At 60.3% G+C, this 22162-nt stretch carries 21 protein-coding genes and 1 pseudogene; 7 read left to right on the forward strand and 15 right to left on the reverse strand.

Features of this window, described 5'->3' with window-relative positions; translation table 11 throughout:
- Positions 1–83: 83 nt before the first annotated feature.
- Both B2589_RS06725 and B2589_RS06730 read right to left on the reverse strand, forming a co-directional pair.
- On the reverse strand, positions 84–1259 hold the full coding sequence (locus B2589_RS06725) for a type III PLP-dependent enzyme (protein ID WP_286816012.1): 1176 nt from the start codon (positions 1257–1259) through the stop codon (positions 84–86).
- 107 nt (positions 1260–1366) lie between these two features.
- A pseudogene (locus B2589_RS06730) lies at positions 1367–1558 on the reverse strand (hypothetical protein); the annotation flags it as partial.
- A 155-nt stretch (positions 1559–1713) separates the two neighbouring features.
- On the opposite strand from B2589_RS06730, the gene B2589_RS06735 reads away from it, so the two are divergent.
- Positions 1714–2085, forward strand: a complete 372-nt coding sequence (locus B2589_RS06735) for a DUF6746 family protein (RefSeq protein WP_273131343.1) — start codon at positions 1714–1716, stop codon at positions 2083–2085.
- Between the two features lie 15 nt (positions 2086–2100).
- On the opposite strand, the gene hrpB is transcribed toward B2589_RS06735, so the two are convergent.
- From hrpB to B2589_RS06770, 7 genes are all read right to left on the reverse strand, one after another.
- On the reverse strand, positions 2101–4575 hold the full coding sequence (hrpB, locus tag B2589_RS06740) for an ATP-dependent helicase HrpB (protein WP_286816014.1): 2475 nt from the start codon (positions 4573–4575) through the stop codon (positions 2101–2103).
- Between the two features lie 470 nt (positions 4576–5045).
- On the reverse strand, positions 5046–6248 hold the full coding sequence (locus B2589_RS06745) for a YbfB/YjiJ family MFS transporter (protein WP_286816015.1): 1203 nt from the start codon (positions 6246–6248) through the stop codon (positions 5046–5048).
- A 92-nt stretch (positions 6249–6340) separates the two neighbouring features.
- Positions 6341–7006: an SCO family protein gene (locus B2589_RS06750; RefSeq protein WP_286816016.1), complete on the reverse strand. Its 666-nt coding sequence runs from the start codon at positions 7004–7006 to the stop codon at positions 6341–6343.
- A gap of 36 nt (positions 7007–7042) precedes the next feature.
- A complete protein-coding gene (gene cyoE, locus B2589_RS06755) occupies positions 7043–7963 on the reverse strand; it encodes a heme o synthase (RefSeq protein WP_022990460.1) in 921 nt (306 codons plus the stop codon).
- Entirely contained in the window at positions 7960–9033 is a 1074-nt protein-coding gene (locus tag B2589_RS06760; RefSeq protein ID WP_199457904.1) for a COX15/CtaA family protein, read from the reverse strand. Before B2589_RS06760 ends, cyoE begins: the two co-directional genes overlap by 4 nt.
- Before the next feature lie 82 nt (positions 9034–9115).
- Complete coding sequence (locus B2589_RS06765; RefSeq protein ID WP_199457713.1) at positions 9116–9757, reverse strand: hypothetical protein; 642 nt, start codon at positions 9755–9757, stop codon at positions 9116–9118.
- A gap of 62 nt (positions 9758–9819) precedes the next feature.
- Positions 9820–10515 (reverse strand): SURF1 family protein, encoded by a 696-nt coding sequence (locus tag B2589_RS06770; protein ID WP_286816018.1) that lies wholly within the window; start codon positions 10513–10515, stop codon positions 9820–9822.
- 60 nt (positions 10516–10575) lie between these two features.
- Here B2589_RS06770 and B2589_RS06775 point away from each other — a divergent pair, with 60 nt between their 5' ends.
- The gene (locus B2589_RS06775; RefSeq protein WP_199457711.1) at positions 10576–10779 is read left to right on the forward strand and encodes a twin transmembrane helix small protein; all 204 of its coding nucleotides are present in this window, start codon (positions 10576–10578) and stop codon (positions 10777–10779) included.
- A gap of 8 nt (positions 10780–10787) precedes the next feature.
- On the opposite strand, the gene B2589_RS06780 is transcribed toward B2589_RS06775, so the two are convergent.
- Genes B2589_RS06780 through coxB form a run of 4 tightly spaced genes read right to left on the reverse strand, consistent with a single transcriptional unit; the run spans position 10788 to position 15070 of the window.
- Complete coding sequence (locus B2589_RS06780) at positions 10788–11675, reverse strand: cytochrome c oxidase subunit 3 (protein WP_022990455.1); 888 nt, start codon at positions 11673–11675, stop codon at positions 10788–10790.
- 16 nt (positions 11676–11691) lie between these two features.
- On the reverse strand, positions 11692–12291 hold the full coding sequence (locus B2589_RS06785; RefSeq protein ID WP_199457710.1) for a cytochrome c oxidase assembly protein: 600 nt from the start codon (positions 12289–12291) through the stop codon (positions 11692–11694).
- 13 nt (positions 12292–12304) lie between these two features.
- Positions 12305–13888, reverse strand: a complete 1584-nt coding sequence (gene ctaD / locus B2589_RS06790; RefSeq protein WP_022990453.1) for a cytochrome c oxidase subunit I — start codon at positions 13886–13888, stop codon at positions 12305–12307.
- Between the two features lie 57 nt (positions 13889–13945).
- Positions 13946–15070 carry a cytochrome c oxidase subunit II gene (coxB, locus tag B2589_RS06795; protein WP_036220212.1) on the reverse strand — a complete coding sequence of 375 codons (1125 nt, stop codon included), beginning with the start codon at positions 15068–15070 and terminating at the stop codon, positions 13946–13948.
- A 258-nt stretch (positions 15071–15328) separates the two neighbouring features.
- On the opposite strand from coxB, the gene B2589_RS06800 reads away from it, so the two are divergent.
- The 3 genes from B2589_RS06800 to B2589_RS06810 all read left to right on the forward strand — a co-directional run bounded on the left by B2589_RS06800 (position 15329) and on the right by B2589_RS06810 (position 17911).
- Complete coding sequence (locus B2589_RS06800) at positions 15329–16600, forward strand: MATE family efflux transporter (protein WP_286816078.1); 1272 nt, start codon at positions 15329–15331, stop codon at positions 16598–16600.
- 190 nt (positions 16601–16790) lie between these two features.
- Positions 16791–17435: a hypothetical protein gene (locus tag B2589_RS06805; protein WP_022990449.1), complete on the forward strand. Its 645-nt coding sequence runs from the start codon at positions 16791–16793 to the stop codon at positions 17433–17435.
- Positions 17436–17524: 89 nt separating this feature from the next.
- Positions 17525–17911, forward strand: coding sequence for a DoxX family protein (locus B2589_RS06810; protein WP_058342216.1), 387 nt, complete (start codon positions 17525–17527; stop codon positions 17909–17911).
- 3 nt (positions 17912–17914) lie between these two features.
- Here B2589_RS06810 and B2589_RS06815 read toward each other — a convergent pair whose 3' ends face one another.
- Positions 17915–19630 carry a sensor domain-containing diguanylate cyclase gene (locus B2589_RS06815; protein ID WP_286816022.1) on the reverse strand — a complete coding sequence of 572 codons (1716 nt, stop codon included), beginning with the start codon at positions 19628–19630 and terminating at the stop codon, positions 17915–17917.
- 199 nt (positions 19631–19829) lie between these two features.
- Between B2589_RS06815 and B2589_RS06820 the strand changes: the two genes are divergently transcribed.
- Positions 19830–20060 (forward strand): DUF1653 domain-containing protein, encoded by a 231-nt coding sequence (locus B2589_RS06820; RefSeq protein WP_058342215.1) that lies wholly within the window; start codon positions 19830–19832, stop codon positions 20058–20060.
- A 114-nt stretch (positions 20061–20174) separates the two neighbouring features.
- Entirely contained in the window at positions 20175–21497 is a 1323-nt protein-coding gene (locus tag B2589_RS06825) for a Na+/H+ antiporter family protein (protein WP_286816023.1), read from the forward strand.
- A gap of 376 nt (positions 21498–21873) precedes the next feature.
- Here the strand turns inward: B2589_RS06825 and B2589_RS06830 are convergent, their stop codons facing one another.
- Positions 21874–22125: a YheV family putative zinc ribbon protein gene (locus B2589_RS06830; RefSeq protein ID WP_286816025.1), complete on the reverse strand. Its 252-nt coding sequence runs from the start codon at positions 22123–22125 to the stop codon at positions 21874–21876.
- Between the last annotated feature and the right edge of the window lie 37 nt (positions 22126–22162).

A 22162-nucleotide genomic window follows, 5' to 3' on the forward strand; every position in this document is an offset into this window, starting at 1 on the left:
CGAAGCGAGTTGTTTTTTCCAGAGGAAAGCTCACCCCCGCCCTGCGGCTGGACTCCGAAATAAAGCGGAGCCAGACTCCGAACCTAGATGTAGTAGTCCTTCAACGGAGGAAACCCGTTAAACTCGATGGCACTGTAGGTGGTGGTATAAGCCCCGGTCGACAGCCAGTACATCCGGTCCCCAATCGCCAGGTTCAAAGGCAACGGATACTTATGGTGCTCGTACATAATGTCGGCACTGTCACACGTCGGCCCGGCAATCACACAGTCTTCACCCTCACCGGTCTTCTCGGTCCAGATCGGAAACTTGATCGACTCATCCAGTGTCTCGATCAGGCCTGAAAACTTGCCCACATCGGTAAACACCCATCGGTGCAGCGCCGTGCGGGACTTGCGTGAAATCAGCACCACCTCACTCACCAACACCCCGGCATTGGAAATCAGCGACCGCCCCGGCTCGATAATGATCTCAGGCAGATCGTCGCCAAAATCCTCTTTCAGGAAACGCAGGATCTCCCGGGCATAGACACTCAGCTCGTTGGTGCGAGTCAGGTAATTGGCCGGGAAACCGCCACCCATGTTGATCATCTTCAACTCGATGCCGTCTTCTTCCTTCAGGCGCTCGAAGATCACCTTCACCTTGTTCAGCGCCGCATCCCAGGCACCGATTTCCCGCTGCTGGGAACCGACATGGAACGATACGCCGTAAGGCACCAGGCCCAGATCCCGGGCCAGGATCAGCAGGTCCATGGCCATATCGGTCTGGCAGCCGAACTTGCGGGACAGCGGCCAGTCGGCGGTCAGGGTACCTTCTGTCAGGATACGCACATACACCTTGGAACCCGGGGCCGCCTTGGCAATGTTGCGCAGGTCTGCCTCGGAGTCAGTGGCATACAGACGCACACCCTTCTCGTAGAAGGTGCGAATGTCCTTCGCCTTCTTGATGGTGTTGCCGTAGCTGATGCGGTCGCCGGTGACCCCCAGCCCCATGACCTTGTCCAGCTCATACACCGACGCGATATCGAAATTGGCACCCTTGTCCCGCAGCATGGTCAGAATCTGCGGGGCCGGGTTGGCCTTCACCGCATAGTAGACGCTTGCGTAGGGGAAACCGTCGATCAGCTCATCGTACTGGCGTTCGATGGTCTGGGTGTCGATCACCACAAACGGGGTTTCCTTGCCATCGGCAAAGTCCTTGATCCGCTTGAACGTCTCGGCGCTGTAGTAATCGGCGATATCGGCGTTGGGGGTCTGGTTCATGGGTGGTGTGTCCCTCCACAGGGTAAACGGGCATAAAAAAAGGGTAGCACAGTCTCGCCGTGCTACCCGTGAATGGCGCGATCATCAGGCTTTTTTCTGATCACCACAAATGCGCATATGTACCCATAAATCAGGCATTTCAGGCCGTGCACCAGGGCACTGAGCTGCCAGTATTCGGGGAACAACACCCAGTCTGCTTCCTGCAGCAAAGGCTTGTGGCGCAAAAAATGTTCAGGTTTGAGGAATGTGGTGTCCGGAAAGCCGAGAGTACGGAACACGTTGAAGGAAACAAGGTGCATGGTTATCGCCGCACAGGGTGGAGAATGGCGGCATTTTATACAGCTTCCGGCCACTGGCAAGCGGTATTTTTCCGTTTGTACGCGAATTCCTGTTGCACGCCCAGATATTATTGGTAATAATTCGCATTAACGTTTAACAGTGAAGAGGATGCTCCATGAAAACCACCCTGCAAATTGCCGCAGCCGCTGCGGCCCTGCTGTTCGCCGCCCTCGCATTCGCCGATGACGACTACGAGCATTACAAGGGCGAACCTTCGAAAACCCTCGAACAGGCGGTTGCCAATCTCTCCGAGTACAACAACCGGCTGGAAAAAGTACTTGCCGGCGAGCTGACCCCGGAAGCCATGAACGAAGTGCACCAGCTCACCTACACCCTGGAAAATGCCCTGGGCAAAATGGATGACGAGCTGGAAGACATTGCCGAGCGTCTGGAGCTGGTTCACAAGGCTTCCGAGCGCGCCGACCCGGATACTGTGAAGAAGGAAGGCGCGGTGTACCTGGAAAAGAGCCGCACCATCGTGAAATAACCGTTACGGCCAGGCTCATCTGGCCGGGCGCTTTTTCGTGCCCTGCTGGGCCTGGGCGGTGAGCGGGTCTTCCGGCCATGGATGTTTGGGGTAGCGGCCCCGCAGTTCCTTGCGCACTTCCGGGTAGGCGTTCTGCCAGAAACTGGCGAGATCCGCCGTTACCGCCAGCGGCCGCTGAGCCGGTGACAGCAGGTGAATCACCACCGGTACCCGGCTGCGGGCCACTTTCGGGGTTTCCGTCCAGCCAAACAAAGCCTGAAGCTTGGCCGCCAGCACCGGGCCGTTGTCGGCACTGTAATCCAGGGTCACGTTCTGGCCGGTGGGAATGGCCAGGGCTTTCGGGGCCAATTCATCCAGTTGTTGTTGCTGCGGGTAATCCAGCAGAGAATTCAGGGCCTGAACCAGGTTGATGCTGGCCAGGTCTGACCAGCGCTTCGCCCCTGCCATGAAAGGGCCCAGCCAGATTTCCAGGGTCTCCAGCAAGGCGCTGTCGCTCACCTCCGGCCAGTCACCGGGAAACTGCGCAGCCAGCAATCGCACCCGGGCAACCCACTGGCGGGCACCCGGATTCCAGGGCAGGCTGTCCAGCCCCTTGCGGCGCACCGCATCCAGCAAACCCTGCTGGATCAGTTCCGGGGCTACCTGTTGCAGGGGCTTTTCCGCCAAGATCAGGGCACCGAGTTTGCGAACCTTCCGGGCCACCACGGTGCCGCGTTTGTCGTCCCAGAACGCTTCTTCCCGCTCTTCAATGTGCCCGGCCAGATCCTGCTCCAAATCCACCAGGTCTAACGGCGCCGCCAGGTACATCGTCGCTTCCCGGGCCTTGCCATCCAGGTCTGCCGCCACCAGCCACTCCTGCCGGGCCAGAGGGTCTTCCTCCCGCAATACTGCGCCCTTACCGTTGCTGAGCTGGTAACGGGGTGTTGTGCCCGGTCGGCGGCGGGCAATACGGTCCGGATAAGCCTGGGCCAGCACCCGGCCGACTTCAGTTTCTGCCGGTAGCTCCTGCACAAACCGGCCCCGACACAGCCGCTTCGCCGCCTGCTGAACCGCTTTCAACCGAGCCGGATCCAGCCCCCGGTGACCGCGCTCGCCCCGCAGCACCCGAATCCGCTCATGCAGATCGGCCCCCGAGCCCGGCCCCAGCAAATCCCGCTCTTCCAGCAACGCCGCCAGTTCTGCCGCCAACTGATCCAGACCCAGTGCACGGCCCTTGATCACCATATGGGCAAGCCGCGGATGCAGGCCCAACTCCCGGGCGGCCTTACCATGGTCGGTAATGGCACCCTCGGCATCCAGCAAATCCAGCCACTGCAATAACTCCACCGCCTGCTGCCAGTGCGCCTTCGGCGGCGCATCAATCCAGGCCACCTGCTCCGGCGACCGGGCACCCCACTGGGCCAGCTCCAGCACCAGCGGTGCCAGGTCCGCCTGCTGGATTTCCGGCGGCGTGTAATCCGCCAGCCCGAACTGCTCTGATTCACTCCACAACCGGTAACATACCCCCGGCTCAACCCGCCCGGCCCGGCCTTTACGCTGCTCGGCAGAAGCCTTCGACACCCGGCCGGTGACCAGCCGCGTCATCCCGCTGTTCGGATCAAACACCGCCCGACGCTGCTGGCCAGCATCAATCACCACCCGCACGCCTTCAATGGTCAGACTGGTCTCGGCAATGGCCGTGGCCAGCACAATCTTGCGAGTACCGTCCGGCGCCGGCGAAATCGCCCGGTCCTGCTCCCCGGATTTCAAATTGCCATACAGCGGCGCAAGCACTACGTTATCCGCCAACTGCCCCGCCAGCTGCTGCGCCACCCACCGAATCTCGCCAGCCCCGGGCAGAAACACCAGCAGGGAACCGGTCTGATCCCGAAGCGCCTCCTGAACCACCGCCACCACCTGGTCCACAACCCGGCCATTGCGGGGCAAGGGCCGATACGCCACCTCCACCGGAAACGCCCGCCCCTCCGAAGTAATCACCGGCACATCCCCCAACACCCGGGCAATGGGCGCAGTGTCCAGCGTGGCCGACATCACCAGCAACCGAAGATCCTCCCGCAACGCCTGCTGGCTCTCCCGCACCAGCGCCAGGCCCAGATCAGCCTGTAACGACCGCTCATGAAACTCATCAAACAACACCGCCGCATAGTCTTCCAGCATCGGGTCGTTCTGAATCAGGCGCGTGAGAATGCCTTCGGTAACCACCTCAATCTGCGTGGCCCCGGATACCTTGGTATCCAGCCGGGTCCGATACCCCACGGTCTGCCCCGGCGCTTCCCCCAACTGCTTCGCCATATACCGAGCCGCCGACCGGGCCGCCAGCCGCCTCGGCTCCAACATCAGGATCTTCCGGTTCTCCCTCCAGGGGGCATCCAACAAAGCCAGCGGCACCCTCGTCGTTTTACCGGCGCCCGGTGGGGCCTGCAGCAGGGCTGTGGTGGCCTCGTTCAGGGTTTGTTTTAGCTCTGGGAGTATGTGTTCTATTGGGAGCATGGGTTGTGGTTGGGGTTAGCCTGTTTGTTTCGGGGGTGGCGCGGGGGGTGTTTTAATTTTTTGGGCGAAAAAGAACTCGCTGCGCTCAGACACCTTTATTCGACCAAAAAATTAAAACACCCCCCACACCCTGCGTAACTTTTAGGGTATCTCAAGAGGTTACCATGGTCTGTCTGAGGTTAAGCTGTTTGACCTTTTAACCAGTCAGGTCAGGTTCACCTGCTATTCGCCAAACACCCTTGGAAACAAACCAGTATCAATCTCAAAGTGCTACCGAAAACCATCAGCCCTGAGAATTTCAACCAAACAGTTTTTCAAACCAGCGGAACCGCCGTGGTCAGCTAGAACGGGGTGGTGGGGTATTTTTTTCCGCCGGAAATGAATGTCTGAGCGCAGCGAGTTTCATTTCCAAGGAAAAAAATACCCCACCACCCCGATCAATCCCCCACAACCCACAGTCTGGGGCCACATCAAGACCGCGAGTGCCATACCTCAGGCCGGGGCACAAAGAACGCGAACACCAGGCCAAACACCAGAGCCGCGACACCGATACCAAAAGCGGACACAAGCGTACCGCCACCATCGAGCCACTGCTTGGTCAGCCACGGCCCGACCATCTGGGTGAAGCCGTAGAGGGCCACCATGGCGGCCGACAAACGCGGGCCCTGGTGGGGATGGAGAGCGCGGCCAATGCGTTGGGTGAGGAGAACAGTGCCCAGGAAGGTGCCTCCGACCAGGACCGCGCACAGCACCAAACCGATGGCCCCGGGCCAGAGCACGGCGGCCAGGACACCGGCCAACTGTATGATGAAATTCAACCGCAGCGCCGGCAGGTCGCCCATGATGGCTCCGAGTTTGTTCCAGAGCCAGGGCGCGGGGATGGTGAACAGGGCGACCAGCATCCAGGTGCCATCCTGCAGGAAGTGGCCATCCGGCAATTCGATTTTCGCCAGAAGCGGCAGGAAGGTCATGGGCAGGATGTAGCCCAGGCCGGCACCGGCGTATGAGAGAAACAGCGGGATGCTGGCGCGGTCGATCAGGGGGGTGTTGGTGATGGCCTGGCCGGAATCATCGTGTTCCCGCACCGGCACATCCAGCTTGCGCAGCTGCATGACACCCCACCAGGCCAGCGGGATTGACACCACTGCCGCCGGCCACCAGCGCTGGGCACCTTCGAGGAAATTCGCCGTGCCGGACACCAGGCCGCTGGATACCAGCAGGCCGGCACCGACGCCGATGTACACCAGTCCACTCATGGTGGCGCGGTTGCGCAGGACCAGCCATTCCAGGATCAGCGCCGGAGCCTGTACAAACACCACGCCGTTAGCCACGCCATTGAGCCAGCGGGTGGTGGAGATGACCGTGAGGTTGTCGGTCTGGGTCATGATCAGGGTGGTGAGTACATGCACGGCCAGGAACAGGGGCAGCATGAAACGAATCTGGTCGATGCGATGCCAGCGGATGGCCAGCATGGCGCCCATCAGGTAGCCAAGGTAGTTCCAGGTGGCGACCGCGGCGCCGTCCGGGGCGCTGAACTGGTTGTCGGCCACCAGGTAGGGCAGCAGCGGCGTGTAGATAAACCGGCCAAGGGTGTGCACCACTAGCAGCACCAGGCTGCCGGCCAGCAGTACCGTGAACAGCTGTTTCGGGGTGGCAGTTGGAGAAGACGTCATGAGCACGGCCCGGGTTCTGGTGGCTGGATATCAGAGCCGGGCAGTGTAAGGGAGGCGCAGGGTTTTGTCAGTGGGACCTTGGCCCAAGCCCCTCAGGCTCCCGAAGCCCGGGGGTCGTTTGCCTTCGCCCACTGGTAGATCCGCTCGTAGGCCTGTACCAGTTCTTCCGGCTTGTGGGGAGGCTGGATCAGCGCCTGCAGTTTTCCCTCCGGGTTCAGCAGGGCGAAGTGGCCGCTGTGATCTACCAGCAACTGGCCATCAACCTCCCGGTGCACAAACACCGCGCTGACACTTTTCGCCACTTTCCGAAGGGTATCCAGGTCGCCGGTCAGGCCATGGAAGTTTTCACCGAAGAAGCCGGTATAGGCTTTGAGTTTTTCCGGGGTGTCGTGTTCCGGGTCTGCCGTCACCAGCAGGTAATCCGGCCGGGGCAGTTCCGCCGGCAGCAGGCTGTTGGTTCGGCGCAGGTTTGCCATGGCCGCGGGGCAGATGTCCGGACAGTTGGTGTAGCCCACAAACACAAAGGTCCAGCGGCCTTTCAGGCTGTCCCGGGTCACGGTTTCACCCTGCTCATTGGTGAGGGTGAACTCGGCAAGTTCACGGGGCTGGTCGTACACGTAGGTGTTGTACTGGCTCAGATCCGGTGCCGGCGCGGGTTCGCTGCTGCTGAGGAACACCTGCCGGCCGACGGTCAGTCCAAAGATCAGCACAACAAGTAGTAACAGTACAAACAGCGTAATGCGTAACGACCGCCCCATGGGGCCTCCAACTCAGGTTAGTGCAACCGCCTCTGTTCAGAAAAAGGCGAAGTGATCCACCAGTAACACCACGAACAGCGCCATCAGGTAGGTGATGGAGTATTTGAAGGTGTTCAGGGCTACCCGGCGATCATCCCCTTTCAGCAGGCGGATGGCATATTGCAGGAACCTCAAGCCTAGCGCCAGGGCACCGATCAGGTAAATACCACCAGACATCCCTGTGACAAAAGGTAGCAGGCTCACCGCCAGCAGCATCAGGGTGTACAGCAGGATGTGCAGCTCGGTGTACTTGTTGCCGTGGGTAACCGGCAGCATGGGAATACCGGCCTTGGCGTATTCTTCCTTGCGGTGGATGGCCAGGGCCCAGAAGTGGGGCGGGGTCCAGGCAAAGATGATCAGCACCAGCAGCAGCGCATGGCCTTCCACCTGCCCGGTGACCGCGGTCCAGCCCAACAGCGGTGGCATGGCACCGGCCAGGCCGCCAATGGTGATGTTCTGGGGCGTGGCCCGTTTCAGGAACAGGGTGTATACGCCGGCATAGCCCACCAGCGAGGCCAGGGTCAGCCAGGCGGTCAGTTCGTTCACCTGCCAGATCAAGACAATCATGCCGGCGGCCGCCAGCATCACCGCAAACAGGATGGCATCGAAGGGTGCTATCCGCCCGGTGGCTACAGGACGCTTGCGGGTGCGGGCCATGACGGTGTCGATCTTCTGGTCCACCACGTGGTTCACCACGGCCGCCGCCCCTGCCAGCAAGGCAATGCCCAGGTTACCGAACAGCAAGATGTCCCAGCCCGGCACCCCCGGCGCCGCCAGCAACATACCGATCACCGAGGTCAGGATCATCAGGGCCACCACCCGGGGCTTGGTCAGCTCCAGGTAGTCGCGCCAGGAAATCCGGCCCGATACTGACTTTGCACTGTGCTGGGCCGGCAGCGCCTTTGCTTGCTCGCTCATGCCGTAACCTCCCGGTTTATGGTTGTTGTGTGGGATTCTGTTGACGCAGCCCTGGATGTTTGCGGCTGCGGAAGCTGGTGATGCCGCCAGATCAGGTGGATAACGGACAACAGCAGGCCCGCCCCCATGGCGTTGTGGGCGACCGCAATGGCCAGTGGTATGTGCAGCCAGACGTTGGCCAGGCCAAGGCTGATCTGTAACACCAGTGCCCCGGCCACCAGCAAGACGCTGTTTTCCAGCCGGCTTTCACCCCGCTGCTGCCATAGCCTGAGCAGCAGGAGACCCAGATACACCAGCACTATCAGCGCACCTAACCGGTGAGTGACATGAATGGCCACCCGGCCATCGGCCGTCAGCTGGCCGCCCAGATAATTCGGGCCTACATGCTGGGCAATGTCGAAGCCATGTCGGAAATCCATCCCTTCCGGCCACCACTGGCCCTGACAGGTGGGCAGGTCGGTGCAGGCGACAGCGGCGTAGTTGGCCGCCGTCCAGGCTCCCAGGGCAATCTGCAACACCACCAGTAGCAGGCCGCCATAGAGCCACGGACGAAGCCGGGCAAGGGGCAATGAAGCAGTAGCAACTGCCGGCAGCTCACCCCGGGCCCGTTTGCGCAGGCGCAGGGTCAGTAACAACAGCATGCTGAGGGTCGTGAAGCCTCCGAGCAGGTGCAGGGCCACCACCTGCGGCCAGAGCTTCAGGGTGACCGTCCACATACCAAAAGCGCCCTGCAGCACGATAAAACCGGCAATAAACAGGGGCAGCCGCAACGGCAACTGCGCCCTCCGGTGCCGGATGGCGGCAATTGCCAGCCCAAACACCACCAGCCCCAGGGTACCGGCGGCATAGCGATGGATCATCTCCGGCCAGCCCTTGGACACATCCACCGGAGTTTCCGGGAAGCGGGCATTGGCAATGGCAATGCTGGTTTCACTCTGGGGTACGGTCAGAAAGCCATAGCAGCCAGGCCAGTCCGGGCAACCAAGCCCGGCGTCCACCAGCCGGGTCCAGGCGCCCAGCATGATTACCACCACCGCCAGGCCGCAGGCAAAAGCGGACCAGCGGGCCATGGGCTTGGCAACGGATGGCTTTTTCGCCTCAGGCAAAGACAGCTCGGGATTCAATTCCGGTTTCACGGCCCTGACCTCCCGATCAGCCAATCTGGGACAGCTTCAGCAGGTGTTTAAGGTCTTTGAGCATCTGTTTGCCGGTGTGCTCGGTTCCGTAATGCATCATCACATTACCAAACGGATCGACCAGCAGAATCCGGGGCTCGTTGGCCGGGTTCACGCCTGCAGGCCAGGCCGGTGTTGCTCCGGGAGCCACCCGAAGCCGCTCCATCAGGCTGTATTCCTCGCTCCAGCGGGCTTCCAGTGCGGCCGGGGTGCTAGCAAGGTACGCCGCACGGCCAACCCTCGGGGCATTCTTGCCCAGGGCAATGTTCACCTGCCGGGCCAGGTACAGTAACTGTTCGCAATCCTTCTGGCAGCTGCCGGCGGTAACCAGCATCAGCCACTTGGCCTCCGGCTGGTCTACCCCAAACCGGTCGGCCAGGGGTACGCCACTTCCGGTTTCCAGGTTCAGTGCCTGTACCGGCGCCACGGGCTGCAGCAACTGGCCCTGATTAGAATGGCCGGCGGGGTTCAGCCAGCCGGTATAAAACATGATAGTGGCCAGCACCATGGGGCCAAAGCCCACTGCAAACAGCAACAGTGCGGTACGCCGGCCACGGCGGGTCTGTTCGGGGGTGGGCTCAACACCGGGAGTCACGTTATCAGCCGTTGTCGTTGTCATTATCGGCTCCTGTCTTTCGATTCTTTCGAGGTCTGGCTGTTCTTTTTATAACTCGCCACTTTTTAACTCGCTACTTTATAACTCGCTACTACAGTCAATATAGTCAGCGCTGCGGCAAGCGCAAACCACTGGGCCGCATATCCGTAGTGGGTCTGCGGGCCCATCACATCCGGCACCCGGTCGGCCCGGTAGGCGCCGGGTTGCTGGCTGTCGGCCAGGGCAACAATCATGGCTGCCGGATCAACGCCCTCCCCGGCCACCAGCTCTGCCGGCAATGCCTGAACCCTTCTTGGCCAGGAACCGGATTCCGGCTCCGTAGCTGCCAGCACGGGTGGCTCCGGGTAATCCGCCAGCCGGCCATTCAGGGTGTACAGATCCTCCGGCGTGGTTACCAGCGGTAACTGCTCCCGCGTGCGCGGCGCCTGTATCCAGCCCCGGTTCACCACCACCGGCGGGCCTTCAAGGGGGTGGAACAGCGTCAACACTTCGTAGCCGGGCATGCCGTCCCGGGTACGGTTATCCAGCAGCCAGGTCTGTTCACCATAAAAACCGGTGAGCGACACCGGTTGCCCGGGTTTCAGCGCACCGGCGGACTGTTCTGCCCAGGTCTGGCTGGCCGACTCTGCCTGCCAGGTTTCCAGCAGCGCGGTTTTCTCCGCGGCGCGATTCAGTTGCCACACGCCAAGACTGATCAGCAGGGGCAGAAACAACCCGGAAAACACCAGTAATCGCCAGTCAAACTGCCAGTGGCGAGCCATCAAACAGGTCTACCCATGCTCTGCTATAGTGAGTGAAAGCTAAAAATAACGGGAATTCCCATGCTCAAGATTGCCATCGTTATGTTGCTCGTTGCGGTTATGGCCAGCCTGTTCAGCGGTCTGTTTTTCCTGATCCACGACGGCGGCAAAACCCGGCGCGTGGTGAATTCCCTCGCAGTCCGGGTTGCCCTGAGTGTGCTCTTGCTGGCACTGATCCTGGTCGCTCTCTGGTCCGGGAACATGACCCTGAACCCCACGCCGTAACCGCTCCGTCAGATTACATACACAAAGACAAACAGCCCCAGCCACACCACATCCACAAAGTGCCAGTACCAGGCGGCCGCCTCGAACCCGAAGTGGTTGTCTTCCGTAAAGTGCCCCTTGATGATCCGCACCAGCATGATGAACAGCATCAGGGTACCCAGCATTACGTGGGCGCCGTGGAAACCGGTGAGCATAAAGAAGGTGCTGCCATAGATACCGGATTGCAGGGTCAGGTCCAGGTCGCCATAGGCGTGGGCGTATTCATAGCCCTGCACAAACATGAACACCACCGCCAGGGCAATGGTGGCGGCCAGCCACAGCTTTACCTTGGCCCGGTTACCGGCTTTCAGGGCGTGGTGGGCGATGGTGACGGTGAACGATGAGGTCACCAGCAAAATGGTGTTGATCAGCGGCAGGCCCCAGGGCCCGATCACTTCTTTCGGGCCCTGATAAACCTGGGGGTCCGGGTTGTTGATCAGCGGCCAGCTGGCCTGAAACCCTTCCCAGAGCATGTTGGTGCTGCCCTTATCGCCTTCACCGCCAATCCAGGGCACCACAAACACCCTTACGTAGAACAGCGCCCCGAAGAAGGCGGCAAAGAACATGACTTCCGAGAAAATGAACCAGCTCATGCCCCAGCGGAACGAGCGGTCCATCTGGTCGCTGTACAGGCCGGCCCGGCTTTCGCGGATCACGCTGCCAAACCAGCCAAACAGCATGTAGGCCATGATCAGCGCGCCAATCCAGAACATGAACCAGGAACCGCCGGTGCTCTCGCCCTGATTGCCATTCACCATGATTGACGCTGCGCCATACAGGGTTACGCCCAGGCCCACGGTGGCAACGATGGGCCATTTGCTCTGTTCGGGAACGTAGTAGGTCTGGTGATCCGCCATAGCTGTCTCCGATGGCTTAGCCGTTATTGTTGGTTGTTGTTGCGCCTGCCCTGGCCGAACCGGACACCCTTGCCTGTGGGTCCTGGTCGTAGAGGGTGTAAGACAGGGTCAGCTTGGTAATGTGCTCCGGCAGCTCCGGGTCGACAATGAACACCAGGGGCATTTCCACGCTTTCCCCGGCGTCCAGGGGCTGCTGATTGAAGCAGAAACACTCGGTCTTGTGAAAATACAGGGTGCCTTCGGAGGGCGACAGGCTGGGTACCGCCTGCCCCACCATGGCATGGTCGGTGGGGTTGGCGGCGTAGAAGTTCACCGTAACCGCCTCACCCGGGTGCACCTTCACACTCCGCTGTACCGGCCGGAACTCCCAGCTCATGCCCGGGCCGTTGCTGGCCAGGAACTGCACGGTGACCGTGCGGTTCTCGTCCACCTGGTTCGACACCCCGGTTTCATAGCGCCCGCCGGTCTTGCCGTTAATGCCGGTGATTTCACAGAACACGTCGTACAAAGGCACCAGGGCAAAGCCAAAGGCAAACATGCCCACCACGCCGGCCATGCACCAGGCGATCACCCGGCTGTTACTGCGCTTGCCTTGTTGTGGTTGCTGTTCGGCCATGGTGACCTCCCGGTTATTTCACTTCCGGCGGTGTAGAGAAAGTGTGATAGGGCGCCGGCGACGGCACCGTCCATTCCAGCCCTTCAGCTCCATCCCACGGCTTGGCCGCGGCCTTTTCGCCACCGCGCACGCACTTGACGACAATGAACAGGAACAGCAGCTGGGTAACACCGAACATGAAGGCCCCGATACTGGACACCATGTTGAAGTCCGAGAACTGCAGGGCGTAGTCCGGAATCCGCCGGGGCATGCCCGCCAGCCCCAGGAAGTGCATAGGGAAGAAAGCCAGGTTCATGCCGATAAACGACAGCCAGAAGTGGGTCTTGGCCAGGGTTTCGTCGTACATGTGGCCAGTCCACTTGGGCAACCAGAAGTAAGCCGAGGCGAAGATACCGAAGATGGCACCGGGTACCAGTACATAGTGGAAGTGGGCCACCACAAAGTAGGTGTCGTGGTACTGGAAGTCCGCCGGGGCAATGGCCAGCATCAGCCCGGAGAAGCCACCGATGGTAAAGAGGATGATAAAGGCCACGGCAAACAGCATGGGTGCTTCAAAGCTCAGGGAACCCCGGAACATGGTGGTTACCCAGTTGAACACCTTCACCCCGGTGGGCACGGCAATCAGCAGGGTGGCATACATAAAGAACAGCTGCCCCGCCAGCGGGATGCCCACGGTAAACATGTGGTGCGCCCATACCAGGAAGGAGAGCAGGGCAATGGCGCCCACGGCATACACCATGGAGGCATAGCCGAACAGCGGCTTGCGGGAGAAGGCCGGTACGATATGGGAAATAGCCCCGAACGCCGGCAGGATCATGATGTACACCTCCGGGTGCCCGAAGAACCAGAACACATGCTGGAACAGCACCGGGTCACCACCGCCGGAAGCATCGAAGAAACTGGTGCCGAAGTTGATGTCCATCAGCATCATGGTGACCGCACCGGCCAGCACCGGCATGACGGCAATCAGCAGGAAGGCGGTGATCAGCCAGGTCCAGACAAACAGGGGCATTTTCATCATCTTCATGCCCGGTGCCCGCATGTTCAGGATAGTGGCAATCACGTTGATGGCACCCATGATGGAAGACACACCCATAATGTGGATGGCAAAGATGAAGAAGGTGGTACTCGGGGGCCCGTAAGTGGTGGATAGCGGAGCGTAGAAGGTCCAGCCAAAGTTGGGCGCGCCGCCCTCCATAAACAGGGTCGACACCAGGATCAGGAAGGCACAGGGCAGCAGCCAGAAACTCCAGTTATTCATCCGTGGCAGTGCCATATCCGGCGCGCCGATCATCAGCGGCAGCATCCAGTTGGCCAGCCCCACAAAGGCCGGCATCACCGCCCCGAACACCATGATCAGGCCATGCATGGTGGTCATCTGGTTGAAGAACTCCGGCTGCACAATCTGCAGGCCGGGCTGGAACAGTTCGGCCCGGATCACCATCGCCATACTGCCGCCCAGCAGGAACATGGCGAAGCTGAAGATCAGGTACATAGACCCGATGTCTTTATGGTTGGTGGTCAGCAGCCAGCGGCTGATGCCTTTGGCCGGGCCGTGGTGATGTTCCTGGCTGTGGGTATCTGCAACCGCACTCATGAAAACCCCCGTTACCGCCGTTTTTTATGGCTGGTGATTGTTGTTATCTGGCGTCGATTACTCTTGGTTCTTGTAATCAAAAATCTCTTTCGGCGTGACCATCTCGCCGGTGTTGTTACCCCAGGCATTGCGCTCGTAGGTAATCACCGCGGCCAGGTCCACCTCACTCAGCTGACCACCGAAGGCCTGCATCGCTGTGCCGGACTTACCATTCACGACGATATCGATATGCGCGGCCATGTCCTCTGTTGCGATCTGGCTGCCCTTCAGTGCCGGGAAGGCCGGCGGCATGCCAGTACCATCCGGCTGGTGACAGGAAGCACAGGCACTGGCGTAGGCCTTCTCGCCCCGCTCCATCAGCTCTTCCAGGGTCCAGTCTTTCTCGGTCAGCTGGCGCTCGGCTTCTGCGGCGGCCCGCTGTTCGGCTACCCAGGCGTTGTATTCCTCTTCCGGCACCGCCTCCACCACTACCGGCATAAAGCCGTGGTCCTTGCCGCACAGCTCGGTGCACTGGCCGCGATAGATGCCCGGCTCGTCCACGCGGGTCCAGGTTTCGTTGATAAAGCCGGGGATGGCGTCTTTCTTCACACCGAATTCCGGCACCCACCAGGAGTGAATCACATCATTGGCGGTCAGCAGGAAGCGCACTTTCTTGCCCACCGGAATCACCAGCGGGTTGTCCACTTCCAGCAGGTAGTTCTCACCCTTGGCCTGGCGGTTCTCGATCTGCTCCCTCGGGGTGGACAGGCTGGAGAAATAACCGAAATCGTCGTTGATGTACTCATAGCGCCAGCGCCACTGGTAACCGGTAACCTTGATGTCCACCTCGGACTCGCTGGTGTCGTACATCTCCACCAGGGTTGCCGTGGCAGGCACGGCCATGGCCACCAGGATGGCCAGGGGAATAATGGTCCAGAGGATTTCCACCACGGTGTTTTCGTGGAAATTGGCGGGCTTGGCACCCTGGGATTTACGATGGGCAAAGATCGACCAGAACATGACCCCGAACACCACCACACCGATGGCCACGCAGATCCAGAGAATGGTCATGTGAAGGCTGAAAATCTGGTTGCTGGTACCGGTTACCCCCGGAGCCATATTCATGGTCCAGTCCGCCATGACTACAGCCGGTGACAACAGACCAGCGGCTAGGGCAACTGCCCGCTTGGCATGCACGCGCATACTGTGTCTCCACAGAGTGTTATTCTTGTCGGATTTTGCGTCATCCTCTGCGGTCTGTTCCGAAGCTCGCAACAGCGGAACCACCGAGAGTGAAAGCCTGCTTACGGATACATCAAATGTCAGTGTAGACACAGATCAAAAAAAGACTAAAAAATCATTAAACCTAAAATGGATAAGTAACCCGTTTTGATAAACAGAATTTATAAGGCCGTTCTTCGCCCTACCGATCGCCGCCTGTGGACACTGGCCTGGCCGCTGATGCTGACCAACCTCACCGTGCCCCTGCTGGGGCTGGTGGATACGGCCGTGCTTGGCCACCTGGACAGCCCGGAATACCTGGGCGCGGTGGCGGTGGGCGCCAACCTGTTCACCATCCTGTACTGGACCTTCGGCTTCATGCGCATGGGCACCACCGGCCTGGCCGCCCAGGCCTGGGGCCAGCGGGATGCCTTCGCCCAGGTGGCGCTGCTGCTGCGTTCGCTGTTGCTGGCCGTAGGCATCGGCCTGTTACTGATCCTGTTTCACCGGCCGCTGATTGCGGTGGGCCTGAAGTTGATGAACCCCAGCCCGGATGTTGCGGCACTGGCTGCGGAATACGCTGCTATCAGAATCTGGAGTGCGCCGGCGGTGCTGTGCCAGTACACCCTGGTGGGCTGGCTGATTGGCACCCAGTTCCCCCGGGGGCCCATGGTGATGCTGATCATCGCCAACGGCATCAACATCGTGCTGGACGTGTTCTTCGTGACTGTTCTCGGCTGGAACAGCCGGGGTGTGGCCATGGCCACCGTAATGGCCGAATACGGGGCCACCGCCATCGGTGTAATGATCGTGCTCAAACGCATGCCGGAGAGCCAGCAGCTGACCCGGGAGCTGTTCGGTAAGGTGTCGGATTACCTGCGCATCCTGCAGGTGAACCGCTACATCATGGTGCGTACCATCGCCCTGCTGCTGTGCCTGGCCTTCTTCACCGCCCAGGGCGCCCGGCAAGGGGATATCATCCTGGCCGCCAATGCCGTGCTGATCACCTTCCTGCTGGTGATTTCCAATGCCCTGGACGGCTTTGCCAACGCCGCCGAAGCACTGATCGGTGAAGCCATTGGCAAGGGCAGCAAACGGCAGTTCAGGGTGGTATTCAACAGCGCCCTGCGGTGGTCGCTCTGGGGCGCATTGCTGCTGACCATCGGCTTTGTACTCGGGGGCCGCTGGCTGATCAGCCTGTTGACCGGCATTGAAGACGTACAAACCACCGCCTGGCAATACCTGCCCTGGCTCTGGATGTTACCGTTCGCAGCAGTGTGGAGTTACCTGCTGGATGGCGTCTTCATCGGCGCCACCCGCACCCGGGAAATGCAGGACACCATGCTGTTCTCAGCGCTCGGCGTGTTTTTGCCGGTGTGGTGGCTGACGACCGGCTGGGGCAACCATGGCCTGTGGCTGGCACTGATCAGCCTGATGCTGGCCCGTGCCGGCAGTATGGGTTGGTTGTGCTGGCGCTACACCCGCCAGGATGTGTGGTTTCAGCCACGCTAGGCACCCGGGATTTCGGTTTTCCGCAGGGAATTTTGCCGCCTGCCGGCAGCGCCATAAAAAATATTGGCTACACTGTTTTTAAACGGCAGGCAGTTCAGCTGGCCAGCCCGGCCGACTGCCACTTGGTTGCTCCTGGAGAAGGGGAGGCGCCTTGCGACCTCATTTTGTACCTACATCGGCATCTCCTGACATGACACCACAGGCAGTCCTCGAGATTATTGACCAGGCACGTCGCCAGGAAGCCCGCTCGGGGAGCTTTCTCCGGCAGCTGAAAGACAAGGCGACCAGGCTGCCGTCATCGATCGTAATCGACGGCCAGCCTGCCACCTGCCTGTTCCAGTTTGCCGTGGAATACATCGAAATGGCGCCACGGCTGATCGAGTGCGTAGACACCTGCGCCATCGACGCCGGCACCAAGCCCCTGTTCCAGCCATTCATTGATGCCGCTATCCGCTATTTCACCCAGCCCTCGGTGCTGCTGGTCCGCTATGACGGCCTCGACGGCCTGCTGATCCGGGCCTACCTGTGCCACCGGCTGATGGAAGAAATGCACGACAACAACCGCTCGATCCGGGCCGGCGAGCTGATAGACCTGGAAGCCACCCGGGCCAACCTGCTGGCCCACGAACTGATCGGCGAACCGTTCGCCAACGAGCTGGACGATGCCATCACCGTCACCGTGTTGCAGATTGCCGGCACCCCGGATTACTACGACCTGGACCTTGACCCCTTCGTGGAGCAGTTCAACAACCGGGCCTGGGACTGGATGCGCAATTACTGGGAAAACCTGCTGGAGCGGAACCACATCCGGTTTTCCCTGGGCCCGGCCCTGTAAAACAACATCCTGACCAACAAGTCACTGAATTTCTGTGCAATAACCCTGTATCCTTCGGCCATCCATTCACTGTTCCGGAGGCTTGCCCTGTGCTTGAGAATACCGACCTTGGAAAACTGATTGTCCGGCTCACCCTCGGTGGCCTGCTGCTGTTCCACGGCATCGCCAAACTGCTTAACGGTATCGGTTTTATCGAGGCCCAGCTGGCCAGCCATAACCTGCCGGCAATACTGGCGTACGGTGTGTATATCGGGGAAGTGGTGGCACCACTGATGGTGATTCTGGGGTATCAGACCCGCATTGGCGCGCTGATCATTGTCTTCAACATGCTTGTGGCTATTGTGCTGGTGCACAGCCACCAGCTGCTGTCGCTGGCCGGTAACGGCGGCTGGGCACTGGAACTGCAGGGATTTTTCCTGTTTACCGCGCTGGCCGTGGTGTTTATGGGGCCGGGCAAGTACAAGCTGAAAAACTGAGCCTCAGCCCCGGTCTGCCGGGGCAACAGCCTCATCATGCCACACCTCGACCCGGTTGCGACCGTTGGTCTTGGCGGCATACAGGGCTTCGTCGGCACGGCGCACCAGCTCCTGGCTGCCCGCGCCGATGGCCGGGCGCATGGTGGCCACACCCGCGCTGATAGTCAGCTCCACCGGTGTACCACCCAGCCCGGAAGGGACGGGTTTGCCCGCCACGGCCTGGCGCATGCGCTCAGCCACCTGGCGGGCGCCTTCGCCGTCTGTCGCCGGTAACAACACCGCAAACTCCTCGCCACCATAGCGGGCCACCAGGTCGCTGGCGCGCAGAATCTCGCCTTGCAGGGTTGCTGCCAGCGAGACCAGGCAATCATCACCCACCAGGTGGCCAAAGCTGTCATTCACCTTTTTGAAGTGATCGATATCCAGCATCAGCAGGCTCAGCTCCTGGTCGTGGCGCATGGCCCGGTTCCACTCGATGTCCAGCTTGTCGTCAAAGCGCCGCCGGTTGGCGACCCGGGTCAGGCCATCGGTCAGGCTCATGGAGCGTAGCTGGTCGTTTGCCTGCTCCAGCTCCTCGGTGCGCTCCCGAACCCGGGTTTCGAGCATCAGGTTGGCTTCCCGCTGGATCTCCAGGGCATGCTCCTGGGCTTCCTGCCGGCGCCGGCGCTCCAGGTTGATGCGATAGGCCAGCGCCAGTGACAACACCACCACCTCGATAGCCACACCCACCTGGGGTGCTACCTCGATGGCCCGGTTGCTGGGAATCAACCCAAGCTTGGCCAACGCCAGTAACAGGTGGGCAATCAGCAGCGGTGTCCAGGCCACCACATAGAAACCGGCCAATACCTGCCCGCGCCGCCACACCAGCACACCCACCGCCCACGCCGCTGCCGTCACGAAGGCCGCCAGGGTGCTGATCAGGGCAATGGCGTACTGATAGGAACCCAGCAATCCGTAACCGATGGCGAACAGGCAGGCCATCAGCAATACCTGGAGTAACCGGTAAGCGCCCCGGCTGTATTGCCGCACCGACAGGAATTTCATGGTGAACACCAGGGCCAGCGACAGCCCCAGGGGAACCATAACAGCGGTCAGATACTGGTTGACCACCGGCAGGTCCGGCCAGAACCACTGGAACAGCAAGCCGTTGAAATTCAGCTGAACCAGGCCGGCACTCAGCACCGTGAGGACGTACCACAGATAAGTCGGGTAGCGAACAATGGCGAACAGAAACAGGTTGTACAGGGCCAGCGCCACCACAACACCAACGAACATGGCTTGCCAGCCATAGGCAATCTGCTCGTAGGCGAGGAATTCGGCCGACGGTGTGACTTTCACCGGTATCTGGATGGAACCCTGGGTTTTCACCCGCACCCAGGCGGTCACCGGTTCGGTATTGGAAGGCACCAGGAACACGAAGGTACGATGCTCTATCGGGCGGGAACGGAACGGCAGGGTATCGCCGGTATGCCAGGTTTCAACGATATTCCCGGCCTGCTCCCAATAAACAGATACTTCATCAAGCAGGGGATAGCCTACCTGCAGCAGCCGGTTACGGGGCTCGGGCGGAACCTCGACACGCAACCAGAAGGTACCGTCACTGAACCCGAGGTTCAGTACCGTATCGGCCTCGTGGGCCTGCCAGCGGTGTTGCGGCAGGCTGCGCACCCCGTCGATATCCAGTGAATCATCCGGCACCTCCAGCCATTGGAATCCCACTGGATCTGCCTGCGCTCCACCAGCACCCAGTGCCAGGAAAAGGCACAAAATGATTTGCAGAACAGCAGCGGAAAAGCCTTTCATTCAGGTTCGGAGTCCCGGTTGGTACGGTCAGGTATACTCTTCAGTCTAACCCGAAACCGGCACCGGATCCCTTATCATTAGGGGATAGCTCAGCACTACCACCCGCGAGGACAGCATGTCAGAACGAAAACGCCCTATAGAACCGGGCCGCTACCGGCATTACAAAGGCCAGGATTACGAAGTGATCGGCGTCGCCCGGCACAGCGAAACCGAGGAACCCCTGGTGGTGTACCGCTGCCTGTACGGCGACTACAGCCTGTGGGTAAGGCCCCTGGCCATGTTCCGTGAAACCGTGGAAGTGGCCGGCGAACAGGTACCGCGCTTTGCCCGGGTGGATGCTGACTGACCGTTACACAACCCCTTTGACTGATGCGGTCATTTCCTGCACATTAGCGCACTTTTCGTGCCGCCGGTGCCCAAAAAGTGCCGGTAAACCCAATATTCCTACCCGGAGTCTGCCATGAATGCCGTTGTTGCCGCGGTACTGATCATGCTCGTATTGAGCCTGTGCCGCATCCACGTTGTCGTTGCCCTGATCATCGGTGCCATTTCCGGTGGCCTGGTGGCCGGAATGTCCCTTGAAGACACCATCAATGCCTTCAACTCCGGCCTCGGTGGCGGCGCAACCGTGGCGTTGTCCTACGCCACCCTGGGCGCCTTCGCCGTGGCCATCGGCAAATCCGGCCTGGCCCACGCCCTGGCCGACAAAGCCCTTGCCATGGTAGGCCGCCAGGATGAAGGCGGCGCGGCCACCGGCATCCGCTTCATGATCATCGGCCTGTTGCTGGCCGTCGCCATTTCGTCCCAGAACATCCTGCCCATCCACATCGCCTTTATTCCCCTGGTCGTTCCGCCGTTGCTGTACGTGATGGCCAAGCTGCACATGGACCGCCGGCTGGTAGCCTGTGTACTCACCTTCGGCCTGATTACCCCGTACATGTTCCTGCCAGTGGGCTTCGGCGGCATCTACCTGAATGAAATCCTGCTGGCTAACGTAGCCGACAACGGCGTAGACGCCAGCGAACTGAACGTCATGTCCGCCATGGCCCTGCCAGCCCTGGGTATGTTCATCGGCCTGCTGATCGCGGTGTTCTTCAGCTACCGGGGCGGCCGTGGCTATGACATGAAGCTCATCGAACGCACCGAGCGGGTGGATGTGAAATACAGCCCGAAAACCCTGATCATGGCGCTGGTGGCCATTGTGGTGGCGTTTGTGGTTCAGCTCTGGCTGGGCTCCATGATCCTGGGTGCGCTGGCCGGCTTTGTGCTGTTCAACATTTCCGGTGTGGTGAAGTGGAAAGAAGCCGATGACCTGTTCACCGAGGGCATGAAGATGCTGGCGATGATCGGCTTCATCATGATCGCCGCCAACGGCTTCGCGGAAGTGATGCGGGAAACCGGCGAGATCAAGAGCCTGGTAGAGGGCTCTGTGGCCGCCATCGGTGAGAACAAGGCCCTGGCCGCACTGCTGATGCTGGTGGTCGGCCTGCTGATTACCATGGGTATCGGTTCGTCGTTCTCCACCATTCCCATCATCGCCGCCCTGTACGTGCCGCTGGCCCTGCAACTGGGTTTCAGCCCCCTGGCCATCGTTGCCCTGGTCGGTACCGCCGGTGCCCTGGGTGATGCGGGTTCACCAGCGTCTGATTCCACCCTCGGGCCAACTGCCGGTCTGAATGTGGACGGCCAGCACAACCACATCTGGGATACTGTGGTGCCTACGTTCCTGCACTACAACCTGCCTCTGCTCGCCTTCGGGTGGTTGGCGGCTATGGTGCTCTGACCCTCTACTTTGGAGTTTGCCGTCCTGATCGTAGCCTGCTGGTTTTGGGGGCTGCGATGGGGTGGGTCAGGTTTTTTCCCTTGGAAATGCAACTCGCTGCGCTCAGACATCCATTTCCGGCGGAAAAAAACCTGACCCACCCCCTCACGTCGTACCAATAAGGGGTACGGAAGGAAAAGAAGAAAGAAGAAAAGAGAAAAAAGAAAGAAACCAAACCCTAATCAAACGATTTCCGTGCAGTCTGGCATAGAGGGTACGGGGGTGCTTTTCTGCAGGGAAAAAGATGTCTGAGCGAAGCGAGTTGTTTTTCCCGGAAGAAAAGCACCCCCGTGGCCTCTAACCCACCAAAACTGGCAGGCTAGGGCCCAAGCCAGACCTATTCTCCAGAGTCAGAGCCGGACTTAAAGAACACCACCTGTTTGACGGTATGGTCGTCGGTGTTGCCCTTTTTGTTTACACGCGTTTCGATTTCCGGGGCCTCGGGCTGGTCGGACAACGCATCGGTGTAGCCGCAGGCCACGCATTCGCGAACCTGGTCGCCGGCGTCGGTGGTGAACATGGTGATTTTGTCCATCTCGGCGCAGCGGGGGCACACGGCGCCGGCGATGAAGCGTTTCGGACTTGCCATAACGTTACTCCAGAAGAACACCCGGTTGCCGATACGA

This window comes from Marinobacter sp. UBA3607 (assembly GCF_002375525.1).
Taxonomy (GTDB): domain Bacteria; phylum Pseudomonadota; class Gammaproteobacteria; order Pseudomonadales; family Oleiphilaceae; genus Marinobacter; species Marinobacter vinifirmus.